A 15244-nucleotide genomic window follows, 5' to 3' on the forward strand; every position below is an offset into this window, starting at 1 on the left:
CATTCCGCGGACGCTCCGGCCGTCCCGCTTCCGTCACACGATTGCGAGGCTCACATGTCTTCATCGAATCCTTCCCGCCCGTCGCGTCGCCGCGCGATCCAGTGCATGGCGTTCGGCGGGCTCGGCACGCTGTTCATGCTGTCGGGCGGCGTGCTCACGCCGCTCGATCTCGCACGCGCGCAGGCCGGCACACGCTCGGGCGCGGGCCAGCCGCTGTTTCTGCAGATCAGCGACACGCACATCGGCTTCAACAAGGACGCGAATCCGGACGTCGCCGCGACGCTCGCGCAGACGATTGCGCTCGTCAACGCGATGCCCGAGACGCCCGCGCTGGCGATCCACACGGGCGACATCACGCATCTGTCGAAGCCCGACGAGTTTGACCGCGCCTCGCAGCTGCTGTCCGGGCTACGCGTGCCCGAGCTGCACACGGTGCCTGGCGAACACGACGTGACGGACGGCTCGGGCGCCGAGTACTTCCGCCGCTTCGGCCGCGCGTCCGACAATCGCGGCTACTACAGCTTCGATCATGCGGGCGTGCACTTCGTCGCGCTCGTGAACGTGATGCATTTCAAACCGAACGGACTCGGCAGCTTCGGCGACGATCAGCTCGCATGGCTCGCGCAGGATCTGAACGGCCGCACGTCGAGCACGCCGATCGTCGTGTTCTCGCACATGCCGATGTGGACGATCTACGAACCGTGGGGCTGGGGCACCGGCGATGCGCCGCAGGCGCTCGCGCTGCTGCGCCGCTTCGGCTCGGTCACCGTGCTGAACGGGCATATCCACCAGATCGTGTCGAAGGTCGAGGGCAACGTGACCTTTCATACCGCGCGCTCGACCGCGTTCCCGCAGCCGACCGCCGGCAACGGGCCGGGCCCCGTGCCGCTCACGGTGCCGCGCGAGCAGCTCGCGAAGATGCTCGGCGTGACGACGGTCGAGTTCAGCGGCGCGCCGGCGGCATCGGCACTGCATGACGCAACGCTCGCGTGAACCACGGGGAGACCGACATGAACCGCCTGTTTCCATCGCGCGCCCTCGCCGCGTGGTTCGCCTCGGCAATCGTCGCCGGCATGCCGTGCGCGGCCTCCGCGCAATCGACCGCCGGCCCGCTCGTGACGATCCGCAACTTCATGTTTTCGCCGATGTCGACGACGATCAAGGCCGGCACGACGATCACCTGGAAAAACCTCGACGCCGAACCGCACACGGTCGTCAACGATGCCGGGATCTTCCATTCGAGCGCGCTCGACCAGAACGATACGTACGCGTACCGCTTCGACAAGCGCGGCGTCTATCACGTGTTCTGCGGGATTCATCCATACATGAAGGAGACGATCACCGTCGAATGACGCTGCGCGGCCGGTGCGCGTGTGCGCTCGCCGAGCGCGGACCGCGCGCGCGATCGATCGCCTACACTGGTTCCATCCGGCCGGAACCCGCCGGCCGTCACCGACGACGAGGCAAGCGATGACGGCAAATCAACCTTCACCCCCGAAGCTGCCCGGGCAGGTCGTGCTCGTGCTGCAGGGCGGCGGCGCGCTGGGCGCCTATCAACTCGGCGTGTTCGAAGCGATGGACGCGTCGGGCATCGAACCCGACTGGGTGATCGGCACGTCGATCGGCGCGATCAACGCGGCGTTGATCGCGGGCAACCGGCGCGCGCAGCGTGCGCAACGGCTCGCCGAGTTCTGGCGCCGCGTGACGGAGCGCCCGGCCGCGTACGTGCCGGGCTTCCCGGCGAGCTGGGACAAGATCTGTTCGGAACTGGCCGTGATCGGCGCGGGCATCCCCGGCTTCTTCCGGCCGAATCCCGATGCGTGGCTGGGCCCGCTCGCGCACGTCGGCGTCGATCGCGCGTCGTACTACGTGGTCGAGCCGCTGCGCGACACGCTCGCGTCGCTGATCGATGCCGATCTGCTGAATGCCGGACGTCCGCGGCTGACGGTCGGCGCCGTGAACGCGTGCACCGGCGAGATGCGCTATTTCGACTCACGCGACCAGCGACTCGGCATCGATCACGTGATGAGCTCGGGCGCGCTGCCGCCCGCGTTTCCGGCCGTGCGCATCGACGACGCGCCGTACTGGGACGGCGGCATCTATTCGAATACGCCGGTCGAGGTCGTACTCGACGATTCGCCGCGCCGCAGCTCGATCATCTTCTCCGTGCAGATGTGGAACCCGGTCGGCCCGGAGCCGCAAAGCATCTGGCAGGTATCGGAACGTCAGAAGGACATCCAGTACGCGAGCCGCACCGACAGCCATATCGCGCGCCAGCAGCAGATCCACCGGCTGCGCCACGTGATCCGCGAACTCGTGATGCGGCTGCCGGAAGCGGAGCGCTCGTCGCCGGACGTGCAGGCGCTCGCCGCGTGGGGCTGCCAGACGACGATGCGCGTGATCAAGCTCGCGGCGCCGCGGCTCGACGGCGACGACCAGTGGAAGGACATCGACTTCACGCCGTCCGGCATCGCGGCGCGCCGGCAGGCCGGCTTCGAAGCGGCGATGCAGGCGATCGCCGCACGGCCGTGGGAGATGCCGATGGATCCGACCGAAGGGCTGACCGTCTACAGCCCCGAAGAAAACCGCGTCGGCGAACGGCACGCCTAAGCGCGCAACGCCTGCGCTAGCCGAGCGCGAGCTGCAGAAAGTTGCGCACGACCGGCGACGGATCGTCGGCGCGCGACGCGACGCCGAGCCGCGCGCGCAGCGCGGCGTTCGCGATCGGACGATAGACGACGCCGGCAATCCGCACCTGCGTGATCGCGTCGGGGACCAGCGAGACGCCCAAGCCCGCGGCGACCAGCGTGACCGCAGACGCCATCTGCGGGGCCGGCTGCGCCATCCGCGGCTGGAACCCGGCCGCATTGCACGCGGCGACGATGTCGTCGAACAGCGTACTCCCGGCCTCGCGCGGGACCTGCACGAACGACTCGTCGGCGAGCTCCGCGAGCGCGATCTGGCGCCGCCGCGCGAGCCGATGCGCGACCGGCAGCGCGACGAACATCGGCTCCTCGTCCCACTCCGCGATGCGCAGCACGGGAGCGATCCGCTGCCGCGGCCGCACCAGCGCGACGTCGAGCCGCCCCGCTTCGAGCTCGGCGAGCAGCACGCCGGACGTCGCTTCGAGCAACGTGAGCTCGGCCTGCGGAAACGCTTCGCGGAAACGGCGCAGCAGATCCGACACCTTCGAATTGAACGCAGCCGTCCCGGTGAAACCGACGCGCAGATGCCCGATTTCGCCGCGTGCGGCGCGTCTTGCCGCGCGCGATGCGCGTTCCGCGTCGTCGAGCACGCGGCGCGCCTCGTCGCGAAACACTTCGCCGGCCGTCGTCAGCTCGGCGCCGCGCGCGGTGCGCCTGAACAATTCGACGCCAAGCTCGTTCTCGAGCGCCTTGATCTGCTGACTGAGCGGCGGCTGCCCGATTCCGAGCGTTTCCGCGGCCTTCGTGAAATTGGACGTGGCGGCCACGGCCAGAAAATAACGGAGATGCCGAAGTTCCATGCGTTGCGTCCTGCGCCCGTGGCGGAGATGCCGATTGGCACGCCGCCGCCAGTGGAAAAACATATGGCTGCGGTTCTTTTCATATATTGGACATATGTTCCGGTGCGCGCAAGAATACACGCATTCCCTGCCACATCGGACCTGTCCATGTCTTCGTCCACGATTGCGTCGTCTGCGCACGGCGCGTCGAAAGTCGCACCCGACGCGCTTCCGGCCGGCGTGTCGCCACGCTCGGCCGCATACAAGCGCATCGCATTTGCGCTGTTTCTTGCCGGCTTCTCCACGTTTTCGCTGCTGTATTGCGTACAGCCTCTGCTGCCCGCATTCGCGCGCGAATTCGGCCTCGGCGCGGCGTCCAGTTCACTCTCGCTGTCGCTGTCGACCGGCGCGCTCGCGGTGTCGATCCTCTGCGCGGGCGCCTTGTCCGAGCGGTTCGGCCGCCGCGGGCTGATGTTCGCGTCGATGACGCTCGCGGCCGCGTTCAACCTGCTCGCGGCGCTCGCGCCCAACTGGCAGCTGCTGCTCGTGTGGCGCGCACTCGAAGGGTTCGCGCTCGGCGGCGTGCCGGCCGTCGCAATGGCCTATCTGGCCGAGGAAATCGCGGCCGAAGGGCTCGGTTTCTCGATGGGTCTGTACGTCGGCGGCACTGCGTTCGGCGGCATGATCGGGCGAATCGGGATGAGCGCGCTCGAGGAATATTTTTCGTGGCGCACCGCGATGCTGACGATCGGCATCGTCGACCTGATCGCCGCGGTCGCGTTCGTGCTGCTGCTGCCGCCGTCGCGGCGCTTCGTGAAGCGCACCGACCTGACGCTGCGTCATCATCTGCGGCTCTGGCATGCGCAGCTGCGCCACGCGCGACTGCCGTTCGTGTTCGCGATCGGCTTTCTCGTGATGGGCGCCTTCGTGACCGTGTACAACTACGCCGGCTTCCGCCTGATGGCCGCGCCGTTCAACCTCCGTCCGGCCGTATGCGGGCTGATTTTCGGCGCGTATCTGTTCGGGATGGTGTCGTCGTCGACGGCCGGCGCGCTCGCCGACCGGCTCGGCCGCGCACCGGTGCTGACGAGCGGCATTCTCGTGTTTGCCGCGGGCCTCGCGCTGACGCTTTCGCATTCGCTCGTCGCGATCGTCGTCGGGATCGTGCTCGTCACGATCGGCTTTTTCGTCGCGCATTCGGTCGCGAGCGGCTGGGTCGGCTATCTTGCCGGTCCGGCAAAGGGGCACGCGGCATCGCTGTACCTGCTCGCCTACTACGTCGGCTCCAGCGTGCTCGGCTCGCTCGGCGGCACGTTCTGGCAACGCGGCGCGTGGACGAGCGTCGCCGCTTACGTCGCGGTGCTGCTCGTGCTCGGGTTGCTCGCCGCGCGGCGCCTCACGCGCGGTAAGTAACGTCGAGTTGGAGAAACGGGCCCACATCGCAGCGATTTGACCCTCGCGACGCGCGGCCTATCAACCCCATTGAGACCAGTGCTTTCAAATATATCGGGAAAATCCGATATAAGATTCGGCCATTGACGATATCCGTTGCCCTTCGATCGCCACCTGCCGATCCATGCCGACCGAACCCGACATCGACGCGATCCTGAAAGCGCTCGCGAATCCCGTGCGCCGTGAAATCCTCGTATGGCTGAAAACGCCGGACGTGCATTTCCCGGATCAGACGCTGCCGTACCACCACGGCGTATGCGCCGGGCAAATCGACGCGCGCTGCGGGCTGTCGCAGTCGACCGTCTCCGCGCATCTCGCGACGCTGCAGCGCGCGGGGCTCGTGACGTCGACGCGGGTCGGCCAGTGGGCGTTCTTCAAGCGCAACGAGGCCGTCATCGACACGTTTCTCGACGCACTGCGCCGAGAACTCTGACCATCCGGCCGAATCGGCCATGCGGGCCCGCGCCGCGCGACGCGCACGCCGATCCCGCCCTTCGTGAAGAGGTAATCCGTATGCCTACGCTGTTCGACCCCGTTACCCTCGGCGACCTGAAGCTGCCGAACCGCATCGTGATGGCACCGCTGACGCGCAGCCGCGCCGGCGACACGCGCATCCCGAACGACCTGATGGCGCGCTACTACGCCGAACGTGCGTCGGCGGGCCTGATCATCAGCGAGGCGACGTCGGTCACGCCGCAAGGCGTCGGCTATGCGGGCACGCCCGGCATCTGGTCGGACGAGCAGGTCGAAGGCTGGAAGCGCGTGACGCAGGCCGTCCATCGCGCGGGCGGCCGCATCGTGCTGCAGCTCTGGCACGTCGGCCGGATCTCCGATCCGATGTTCCTGAACGGCGATCTGCCGGTCGCGCCGAGCGCGATCGCGGCGGGCGGCCACGTGAGCCTCGTGCGTCCGCAGCGGCCGTTCGTGACGCCGCGCGCGCTCGAACTCGACGAGATCCCCGGCATCGTCGCGGCCTACCGCAAGGGCGCCGAAAACGCGAAGGCGGCCGGCTTCGACGGCGTCGAGATCCACGGCGCGAACGGCTATCTGCTCGACCAGTTCCTGCAGGACAGCACGAACCGCCGTACCGACGCATACGGCGGCCCGATCGAAAACCGCGCGCGGCTGCTGCTGGAAGTCGTCGACGCGGCGATCGACGTGTGGGGCGCCGGGCGTGTCGGCGTGCACCTCGCGCCGCGCGGCGATGCGCACACGATGGGCGATTCCGACCCGGCCGCGACGTTCGGCTATGTGGCGCGCGAACTCGGCCGCCGCCGCATCGCGTTCATCTTCACGCGCGAGTCGTACAGCGGCGACCACCTGAGCCCGCAGTTGAAAGAGGCGTTCGGCGGCCCGCTGATCGCGAACGAGCAGTTCACGTTCGACAGCGCGCAGGCCGCACTCGCGCGCGGCGACGCCGACGCGATCGCATGGGGCAAGCTGTTCATCGCGAATCCGGACCTGCCGCGCCGCCTCGAACTCGGCGCGCCGCTGAACCAGCCGGTGCCGGAAACCTTCTACGCGGAAGGCGAGACGGGCTACATCGACTATCCGGCGCTCAGCGACGCCGCCTGAGCGTCGTCCTTCGCGTGTTCACGCGCGCACGTCCGCGCGCATGAACACGCGCTGCGTCTCGTCGAGGCCGCGCGCGACGTGATGCGCGCGGATCGCGCGCAGCGTGTCGTCGAGCGTCGCGTCGTCGAGCACGCGAAAGCCGAGCCGCGCGTAATACGGCGCATTCCACGGCACGTCGCGAAACGTCGACAGCACGATCTGCGCGATCGCCTGTTGCGCCGCGCACGCCATTACGTGCTTGATCAGCCGCGCGCCGATCCGCCGCCCGGCGTGGGACGGCGCGACGTCCAGTTCCTCCAGATAGAGCCGCTGCGCATCGAGCAGCCGATAGAACGCGAAGCCGACGCAGGTGTGCTGCGCGTCCGTGTCGACCGCGACGTACGCGTGCCCGGCATCGATTCGCGCGAGCACGTCCGCTGCGTCGGTCGCGCCGCCGTCCGCGATGCCGTGCATGCCGAGCGCGCGAAAACGGTGCGCGGCGGCAATCTCGACGGCGGCCATCGCAGGGGCGTCTTCGCGGGTGGCGGGTCGAATGCGGATCGAATCGGTCATTGCGGCAGTACACGGTCTGGAACGCCCGTCACTATAATCGAACGTTCCGAATGCGTTCGTCCCCGAGGTTCGCCATGTCGCTGTCCGCGCTTGCCGTCTTTGCCTTCGCACTGCTCGTCACCGCCGGCACGCCCGGCCCCAGCGTCGCCGCGCTCGTCGCGCGCGTGCTGACGAACGGCGTGCGCGACGTGCTGCCGTTTCTCGCCGCGATGTGGATCGGCGAAGCGCTGTGGCTGACGCTCGCGGTCGCCGGGCTGTCCGCATTCGCGCGCACGTTCGAGACGGGGCTGCTCGTGCTGAAGTTCGCGGGCGTCGCCTACCTGCTGTTTCTTGCGTGGAAGATGTGGAGCGCACCGACCGACGGCGGTGCCGACGAGCTGCCGCGCGGACAGTCGCCGGTACGGATGTTCGTCGCCGGCGCGCTGGTCACGCTCGGCAACCCGAAGATCATGCTGTTCTATCTCGCGCTGCTGCCGACGATCGTCGATCTGACGCACGTCGGCGTCGTCGCGTGGGCGGAACTGGTCGGCACGATGCTCGCGGTCCTGATCTTCGCCGACTGCTTCTGGTCGCTGCTGGCGATGCGCGCGCGGTCGTTCCTGACGTCCGCGCGTGCGAAACGGATCGCGAACCGCACGAGCGCGACCGCGATGGCCGGTGCGGCGGTCGCGATCGCGACGCGCTGACGCCCTTGCCCATCCGCGGCGCGCGCACGAACGCGCGTCGCCATGCGCCGCGGGAGTGCGCGCCCGGCGGGACGCGCGACGCGTTCAGCAGCCCGACGCGCGCGGCACGCGCTCCACCTCGAGCCCGAACCACGGCCGCACACGCGTGCCGATCACGTTGCCGGCAAACGCGGCGACGAGCCACAGCCAGCCGTGCAGGCTGCCCGACACGATCCCGCTGAAATACGCGCCGATATTGCAGCCGTACGCCAGCCGCGCGCCGTAGCCGAGCAGCAGCCCGCCGACGACGGCCGCCGCGAGCGAGCGCAGCGGCACGCGCCACACCGGCGCATAGCGTCCGGCGAGCGACGCGGCGAACATCGCGCCGATCACGATGCCGATGTCCATCATCGACGTCACGTCGCGCGTGACTGGCGCGGCGAGCGCGGCCGCGTTCGCTTTCGCGGTCCAGTACGGCCAGCTTGCGACGTCGACGCCGAGCGCCGCGGCAACCTTGGCGCCCCACAGCGCGAACGCGGACGTGACGCCCCACGGCCGGCCGGACAGCGCGAGCGTCGCGAAGTTGAGCACCGCGAGCGCGATCGCGCCGCCGATCAGCGGCCACGGCCCGTAGAGCCAGCGCGCGGATGCATTGGCGCGCAGTTCCGGCGCGACGAGCCGCCCGTGGCGCCGCTTTTCGACGACGACCGTGAGCGCCGCAATCGCCGCGAACAACAGCCAGCTGCCCGCGAGCGCCGGCAGCGCGCCGAACGACTTGACGACCGAAACCGGCGGCAGCGACGGCAGCGCGGTCCAGAACGGCATATGCGCGGTCGCGATCACCGAGCCGGCGACGAACGCGGCGAGCGTGACGAGCATCCGCGTCGAACCGCCGCCGACCGTATACAGCGTGCCGGACGCACACCCGCCGCCGAGCTGCATCCCGATCCCGAACAGGAACGCGCCGACGACGACCGACGTCCCCGCGGGCGACACGAGCCCCGTCACCGGCTTGCCGAACAGCGTGCCGGCCGCGAGCGCCGGAAAGAACAGCGCGGTGCCGATCGCGAGCATCACCATCTGCGCGCGCAGGCCGGCGCCGCGACCGTCGGCGATGAAGACGCGCCATGCGGACGTGAAGCCGAACGCCGCGTGATACAGCGTGACGCCGAGCAGCGCGCCGACGACGAACAGTGCGGCGATCCGCGCGTCCGCCACGCGCGCAAGATAGGTTGTACCGACAACGATCGCGATCGCCGCGACCGCGAGCGATTTCGCATTGACGTCCGCGCGACGCGGCATGGACGATGCCAAATCCGACATGACTTCTCCCCTGTGAAGCGCTTGAATACGCAAAACCGCCATTTTCGCGCGTTTGCGCGCACTTCGCAGGGGGCCGGAACGACGCGCGTTGCATGGGCGACCGCGCGTCGGCGATTCAGAAATTCACCCGGATCCCGCCCATGACCGCCAGTTGCCGGTTCGAATTGCTGTTCGCGAGTACCGGAATCTGCGCGTTGTTCACCGGCTGCCCGTTCGCGTCGGTGCCGAGGCCGGTGCCGCTCGCGAGCTGGCCGATAGCGACTGCATACAGCGCGGTCCGCTTCGACAGGCTGTAGTTCGCGCCGACGTTGAGCTGATGGAAGCGCGTCGTGCCGCGCGTGTCGGTATGCGCGGCATTGAAGAGGTACGCGATGCCGCCCTGCAGCGCCGGCGTGAACAGATACGTGACGTTCAGCTCGCCGATGTCGAACGTGAACGCATGCGGCCGCGGCTGCGCGGCCGTCGTCAGATACCGGCTGTCGTCGAGCCGCGTATGCGTATAGGTCAGCGCGATCGTCGCCGCGCCGAGCGTCAACGAACCGCCCGCGCCGAACGCGCGCATCGAACGGGCGTCCTGCAGCAGGCACAACATCGCGCCCGGGTTGCTGCATGCGAAATCGCCGATATAGCCGTTCGCGCCGCCGAGCGCCGCATCGAGCGGCTGCCGCAGGTTCAGATAGCCGACCGACAGCGCGACGGGCGCGCGGCTGTACGTCGCGGCGAGCGCATAGCCGCGCTTCGCGGCGAAATCGCCGGCCTGCCCGCCGAAGCTGAACGTACCGCCGAACGTCAGCCCGCGAAAATCGGCGCTCGTGAACTTCACCGCGTTGTTGAAGTTGAAGGCGGCGTTCAGGTTGTCGACGTCGCCGAGATGCGACCCGTACGGCGTCGCCCAGTTGTTGCTCGACACGTACGCGCCGAGCATGTCGGTATACGAGTCGTACTGGCGGCCGAGCCCGAGCGTGCCGATCCCGTCCTGCCGCAGCCCGGCCCATGCCTGGCGGCTGAAGGCGGTGCCGCCCTGCAGCGCCTGCCCGTTCGCGGACAGGAACTGCTGTTCGAGCGTGAATACCGCGTCGAGGCCGCCGCCGAGCGGCTCGGCGCCCTGCAACCCGAAGCGCGACGGCACGAGATTGCCGCCGCCCATCTGCCACGCATGACCGCCGCCCGTGCTGCCGTCGGCGCGCGTGAACTGCTGGTTCGTCGAATAGAGAATGCCGGTATCCACGGTGCCGTACAGCGTCACGCTGCCCGAGGTCTGCGCGTGCGCATGCGAGCAGCCGAGCGCGGCAACGGCCGCGGCGAGTCGTCCGATCTTCATGTCCCGTCCCTCTGATGGAGTCGATCCGGACTCCGGATCGATTGCGTTGTCGATGTGACGGGACTCTATCCAGCGAAAATTCGCGACCTCTATCGCAAATCGGCAAACCGTCGCGTGCGCGACGGACGACGCGCGGCGCGCATCATTCGGTGCGCTGCGTCTGCGACGGCAGCTCGCCGAACAGGTCGCGATATTCGCGCGCGAAATAGCCGAGATGCGTAAAGCCCCAGCTCGCGGCCGCTTCGCCGACGCCGAGTTGCTGCGCCGACGTCGTGCGCAGCAGGCGTCGCACCGCATTCAGCCGGATCGTGCGCAGATACGCGACCGGCGTGACGTCGGCGACGCGCTGGAAGCTCGTCTGCAGCGTCCGACGGCTGCAGCGCAGCGCGCGGCACAGCTCGAGCACGGTCACGGGTTCTTCGGGCCGATCGCGCAGATACTTCTCGCAGCGGCTGACGATGTCGCTGTAGGTCGCGTGCGTGATGTCGCGCCGCTCGACGCCGATGCCCTGGTCGAGCGCGTCGAGAAACACGCCGAGCATCGCGTCGCGGAACATCTTGCGCGTGGCCGCGTATTCGAGGCAGCCGGGGTTGCGCTGCGCCTCGTCGATCAGCGACGACAGCCGCGCACCGAGCGCGACGCCCTGTTCGTCGGACAGGCGCGTCACGTGCCGCAGCCTGCGGGCGTCGGTGGCGGTTGCGCAAGAGCGGGCACCGCGGGGGCCGGCCGCGCCTACGCCGGCAGCGCCTACGCCGGCAGCGCCTACGCCGGCCGCGCCAAATTCCACCTCGCACAGCTCGTCGATCATGTCCGACGCCGCGCTGATGCCGACGAGCCCCATGCCCTCCGGCGTATGGAATTCGAAATCCTCGCCCGCGCGCAGCGCGAGCAGCGCATAGCCGTCGACCGGCTGGCGCTGGAACGTGCCGGCGAGCGGCACCGACAGCGGGACCGCGAGCGACGTGCGGCCGGCCGGCGCGAGGCCGGTCTGCGCGACGCGCCGGTTCGTCGTTTCGCGAAAGAAGTGGAAATCGTCGTACAGCACCTGCGTGACGGTGCCGCGGAACCGGCCCGGCGTCATCTGGCGGTAGACCTGGTGCCAGCCCGCGATCGCGAGCCCGTGGTCGTGCACGTCTTCGTGCGAACGTGACTGGAACAACATCGGCGCCTCCGGTAAAACCCTGATCCCTGCTCGCGGCCGCCGGACTGCGGGCGGCGCGCCACGCCACAGCTTACCCGTGCAAAATCCCGTGCAGCGCACCTTCGAACGCGGCGCATGCAGCGTGCAGCGCGGCCGCCTGCTCGTCGATCAGGCGCACATAGCGGCGAAACGACGGCATCCGGTTCACGACCTCGCTGCCGCCGAACGGCACGATCGCGAGCGTCCAGCGCCCGTCGTGCGCGTCGATCGTGCACGTGCTCAGATGAAGCCGGCGCAGCGCGCCGGCGAGCGCTGCATCGGCGGCCAGCGCGGCGAGCGCGCGGCAGAAGCGCGGATCGCTGCCCGACGCCGCGACGATACGGATGCCGGTGCGGCGCACCCAGCCCGTCTGCTGCACCTGCGCGCGACCGCACGCGGCCGGTCCGCATGCGGCCGTCGCGATCGTCACGCTCACCGTATGCATCAGGAACTGGCGCTCGATTCTTTCGGTCAGCGTCACGCACACACCGTTCGGCAGCCGCGCGGCGCCCGGTTCGTCGCGCGCGTCGTGCACGGCCTGCAGATCCGCGCGCACGCGCGCGGCCACCGCGCCAGGCCGATGGCCGGCCGGCAGCGCGTCGTGTCCCGCGCGGCGCCGGGCGAATACGGCGTTCATTGCGCGACGTGTTCGTTGCGCAGCACGTCCTCGACCGGAACGGGCCGGAACGGATGCCGGCGCTGCACGACGACGGTCCAGAACAGCGCATACAGCGCCGTCAACCCGAGCATTGCGCCGAACGGCACGTAGACGTCGCGCGCGTTCATCCCCGGCGGTGTGATGTACCAGATCGCGAGCACGATGCCGACGCTCGACACGATCTGCGGCAGCGGAAACCACGGCGAACGGTACGGACGCGGCAAGTCCGGGCGCCGGATGCGCAGCATCACGACCGACGCCGTCACGAGCAGATAGGCGGTGCCCCATGCGCAGGTCGCGGCGAGCACGAGATGCAGGATGCTGTCGAGGTTGCCGTTGATGAGCCATGCATGAACGATCGGCACCGCGGCGGCGGCCACGATTCCGACCACGGGCGACCTGAAGCGCGGATGCAGATACGCGAAGCAGCGCGGCAGCGCACCGTCGATCGCCATGCCGTACAGAATCCGCGGCAGGCCGGCCATCAGCGTATTGATCGTCGCCGCGCCCGCGCAGAGAAACGCGATACCGAACCAGATGCGGCCGAACGGGCCGAGCACCTGCAGCGCGAACGCGGGAATCGCGCCCGGTGTGTCGAGCAGATGCGTGAGGCCGTCCGCGCTGACCGGCACGTTCGGCACCTGACGGCGAATCGCCGCGCCGTACAGGAACATGCAGAGCGCGACGCCGACGAGCCCGAGCGCCATCGCGCGCGGAATCGTGCGGCCCGGCGCCTTCATCTCCGGCGCGAGCGGCGTGACGAACTCGCAGCCGACGAACATGAACATCGCCATCCCGACCAGCGACAGCACGGCCGGCACCGACGTGCCGACGGTCGAGCCGCCGAACCAGCCGTCTAGATGCACGGCCGGCGCCGCCGCGAGCCCGAGAATCCCGAAGATCATCAACGACAGCCACATGCCGGCCGTCAGCACGATCTCGAGCTTGCTGAACACCTTGATGCCGATGATGTTCGTGATCGCGAACGTGATCACGAGGCCGACGCCGACGAGCCACGAGCTGTTGTGCTTCTCGAGCGCGGCATTCAGCGATTCGAAATTGACGAGCGCCATGATGCCGCTGAGGATCGTCTCCGCAGTGCCCGCGAACACGTGTACGAGGAAATACGCGGAAATCGTGCCGGTGATCGCGCAGAAGCGGCCGAGCCCGCACGACAGGTAATCGTAAACCGAGCCGGCCGTCGGCAGCATCGCGGCAGCCTCCGAGAACGTGGTCGCCTGCGCCTGCATCATCACGAACGCGATGATCATCGCGACCGCGAATGCCCAGCCGCCCATCCCGAAACCCGAGGTCGCGGTGAGGATCACCGGGCTCGCCATGATGAGCCCGACCGCACTTGCCAGCGCGGTCGGAAATCCGACCGCCCCCGCCTTCAGCGCGGCGCCGCCGGTTTGCGCCGCTGCGCCCGTCGACGCGCCGGCCGCCGCGTCCGTCATGCCAGACCATCCCGACATCTTCGTCTCCTTCGTTCATTGAGCGGCCGCCGCGCTTCTAGGCGCGCGGCGTGCCGTCGATCCGACCTTCATCCGATGTCGAAAAAATACGCAGGCAAAAATGCGGCGGGATAGCGCAAATCGGCAAACCGGTGGGCGGACGCGGGCCGCGGCACCTGCGCAATCCACGACGCCCGCGCCGGCGCCGTCATGCGACCGGTACGGCCTCGAAGCCCGCGGCGAGCGCGTCGACGATCCGGTCGAGTTCCGGCCGCTGGATCACGAGCGGCGGCGACAGGATGATCTTCGTGCCGACCGGCCGCACCAGCACGCCGTGCTCGCGCGCGACTTCGGCCACCGCGTTCGCATAACCCGACAGCGGATCGATCGGCTCGCGCGTCGTCTTGTCCGCGACCAGATCGAGCGCGAGCATCAGCCCCTTGCCGCGCACCTCGCCGACCGCCGCGAAGCGCTGCACGAACGGCTGCAGCGCTTCGAGCAGATAGGCGCCCTGCTTCGCGGCGTTCGCCGGCAAGTCTTCGTTCACGACGATGTCGAGGCTCGCCAGCGCTGCCGCGCAGGCGACCGGATGGCCCGCGTACGTGTAGCCGTGCATGATCGCGCCGCCGAAGTCGGCGTTCTGCGCGAAGGCGTCCTCGATCCGCGCGTTTACGGCCGTCGCCCCGAGCGGCACGTAGCCTGACGAAATGCCTTTCGCGAGACACATGATGTCCGGACGCACGCCCCAGCCGCGGCTGCCGAACAGGCTGCCGCTGCGGCCGAAGCCCGTGACGACTTCGTCGGCGATCAGCAGCACGCCGTAGCGGTCGCAGACCTCGCGCACGAGCGGCCAGTAGTTCGCCGGCGGCACGATCACACCGCCCGCGCCCTGGATCGGCTCCGCGATGAACGCGGCGACCGTATCGGGGCTCTGGAACTGGATCTCGCGTTCCAGCAACGCCGCGCAGATGCGGCCGAGTTCTTCCGGATCCTGCGTGAACGGGTTGCGGTACAGCCACGGCGTCTCGACGTGGAAGCACCCCGGCAGATTCGGCTCGTAGTTGCGGCGAAACACCGTGTTGCCGTTCACCGACGCGCCGCCGAAGTGCGTGCCGTGATACCCCTGCTTCAGCGAAATGAACTTCGTGCGATCGGCCTGGCCGCGCACCTTCCAGTACTGGCGCGCGATCTTCAGCGCGGTCTCGACCGAGTCGGAGCCGCCCGAGCTGTACAGCACGCGGCGCATGCCTTCGGGCTCGAGCAGGTCGATCAGCCGCTTCGACAGTTCCTCCGCGCGCGGATGCGTGATCCCGTCAAAGAGCTGGAAGTATTCGAGCTCGTCGAGCTGGCGCACGATCGCGTCCTTCACTTCGCGGCGGTTGTGCCCGACGTTCACGTTCCACAGGCCCGCGACGCCGTCGACGAGCGCTTTGCCGTGCTCGTCGAACACATAGCAGCCGTCGCCGCGTACGATGCGGATCGGCTTGCGCCGCTTCATTTCGTTCGGATGCAGCATCGGGTGCCAGAATTTCGCTTCGTTGTAGCTCATTGCAGTCTCCAGTTCGGATGGTTGGGTGCCG

Annotated in this window: 15 protein-coding genes; 7 read left to right on the top strand and 8 right to left on the bottom strand. The window is 68.8% G+C overall.

What is annotated here, in order from left to right; all coding sequences use genetic code 11:
• The first annotated feature begins 54 nt into the window (after positions 1 to 54).
• From NP80_RS09905 to NP80_RS09915, 3 genes are all read left to right on the top strand, one after another.
• Positions 55 to 993: a metallophosphoesterase family protein gene (locus NP80_RS09905; protein WP_035948030.1), complete on the top strand. Its 939-nt coding sequence runs from the start codon at positions 55 to 57 to the stop codon at positions 991 to 993.
• Positions 994 to 1010: 17 nt separating this feature from the next.
• Positions 1011 to 1352 carry a cupredoxin domain-containing protein gene (locus tag NP80_RS09910; RefSeq protein WP_006396696.1) on the top strand — a complete coding sequence of 114 codons (342 nt, stop codon included), beginning with the start codon at positions 1011 to 1013 and terminating at the stop codon, positions 1350 to 1352.
• Positions 1353 to 1470: 118 nt separating this feature from the next.
• Entirely contained in the window at positions 1471 to 2610 is a 1140-nt protein-coding gene (locus tag NP80_RS09915) for a patatin-like phospholipase family protein (RefSeq protein ID WP_006411582.1), read from the top strand.
• Between the two features lie 16 nt (positions 2611 to 2626).
• Here NP80_RS09915 and NP80_RS09920 read toward each other — a convergent pair whose 3' ends face one another.
• Positions 2627 to 3505 carry a LysR family transcriptional regulator gene (locus NP80_RS09920; protein WP_006411590.1) on the bottom strand — a complete coding sequence of 293 codons (879 nt, stop codon included), beginning with the start codon at positions 3503 to 3505 and terminating at the stop codon, positions 2627 to 2629.
• A 147-nt stretch (positions 3506 to 3652) separates the two neighbouring features.
• Here NP80_RS09920 and NP80_RS09925 point away from each other — a divergent pair, with 147 nt between their 5' ends.
• From NP80_RS09925 to NP80_RS09935, 3 genes are all read left to right on the top strand, one after another.
• Positions 3653 to 4897, top strand: a complete 1245-nt coding sequence (locus NP80_RS09925) for an MFS transporter (protein ID WP_006411592.1) — start codon at positions 3653 to 3655, stop codon at positions 4895 to 4897.
• A 163-nt stretch (positions 4898 to 5060) separates the two neighbouring features.
• The gene (locus tag NP80_RS09930) at positions 5061 to 5369 is read left to right on the top strand and encodes an ArsR/SmtB family transcription factor (RefSeq protein ID WP_006411579.1); all 309 of its coding nucleotides are present in this window, start codon (positions 5061 to 5063) and stop codon (positions 5367 to 5369) included.
• Positions 5370 to 5449: 80 nt separating this feature from the next.
• Positions 5450 to 6511, top strand: a complete 1062-nt coding sequence (locus NP80_RS09935) for an alkene reductase (RefSeq protein WP_006411589.1) — start codon at positions 5450 to 5452, stop codon at positions 6509 to 6511.
• 18 nt (positions 6512 to 6529) lie between these two features.
• On the opposite strand, the gene NP80_RS09940 is transcribed toward NP80_RS09935, so the two are convergent.
• Positions 6530 to 7063, bottom strand: coding sequence for a GNAT family N-acetyltransferase (locus tag NP80_RS09940; RefSeq protein WP_006411584.1), 534 nt, complete (start codon positions 7061 to 7063; stop codon positions 6530 to 6532).
• Between the two features lie 74 nt (positions 7064 to 7137).
• Here NP80_RS09940 and NP80_RS09945 point away from each other — a divergent pair, with 74 nt between their 5' ends.
• Entirely contained in the window at positions 7138 to 7749 is a 612-nt protein-coding gene (locus NP80_RS09945) for a LysE family translocator (protein WP_006411585.1), read from the top strand.
• Positions 7750 to 7833: 84 nt separating this feature from the next.
• On the opposite strand, the gene NP80_RS09950 is transcribed toward NP80_RS09945, so the two are convergent.
• From NP80_RS09950 to NP80_RS09975, 6 genes are all read right to left on the bottom strand, one after another.
• Positions 7834 to 9051: a YeeE/YedE family protein gene (locus NP80_RS09950; RefSeq protein ID WP_035948031.1), complete on the bottom strand. Its 1218-nt coding sequence runs from the start codon at positions 9049 to 9051 to the stop codon at positions 7834 to 7836.
• Between the two features lie 115 nt (positions 9052 to 9166).
• Positions 9167 to 10372, bottom strand: a complete 1206-nt coding sequence (locus NP80_RS09955; RefSeq protein WP_006411591.1) for a porin — start codon at positions 10370 to 10372, stop codon at positions 9167 to 9169.
• A 142-nt stretch (positions 10373 to 10514) separates the two neighbouring features.
• Positions 10515 to 11534, bottom strand: coding sequence for a helix-turn-helix domain-containing protein (locus NP80_RS09960; RefSeq protein WP_006411583.1), 1020 nt, complete (start codon positions 11532 to 11534; stop codon positions 10515 to 10517).
• A 70-nt stretch (positions 11535 to 11604) separates the two neighbouring features.
• Positions 11605 to 12189, bottom strand: a complete 585-nt coding sequence (locus NP80_RS09965; RefSeq protein ID WP_045593414.1) for a DUF3156 family protein — start codon at positions 12187 to 12189, stop codon at positions 11605 to 11607.
• Positions 12186 to 13685 (bottom strand): APC family permease, encoded by a 1500-nt coding sequence (locus NP80_RS09970; RefSeq protein ID WP_035948302.1) that lies wholly within the window; start codon positions 13683 to 13685, stop codon positions 12186 to 12188. The genes NP80_RS09965 and NP80_RS09970 overlap by 4 nt, the downstream gene beginning before the upstream one ends.
• A 187-nt stretch (positions 13686 to 13872) precedes the next feature.
• Positions 13873 to 15213 carry an aspartate aminotransferase family protein gene (locus tag NP80_RS09975; RefSeq protein WP_006411937.1) on the bottom strand — a complete coding sequence of 447 codons (1341 nt, stop codon included), beginning with the start codon at positions 15211 to 15213 and terminating at the stop codon, positions 13873 to 13875.
• Positions 15214 to 15244 lie beyond the last annotated feature (31 nt).

Source organism: Burkholderia multivorans ATCC BAA-247, assembly GCF_000959525.1.
Classification (GTDB): Bacteria; Pseudomonadota; Gammaproteobacteria; order Burkholderiales; family Burkholderiaceae; genus Burkholderia; species Burkholderia multivorans.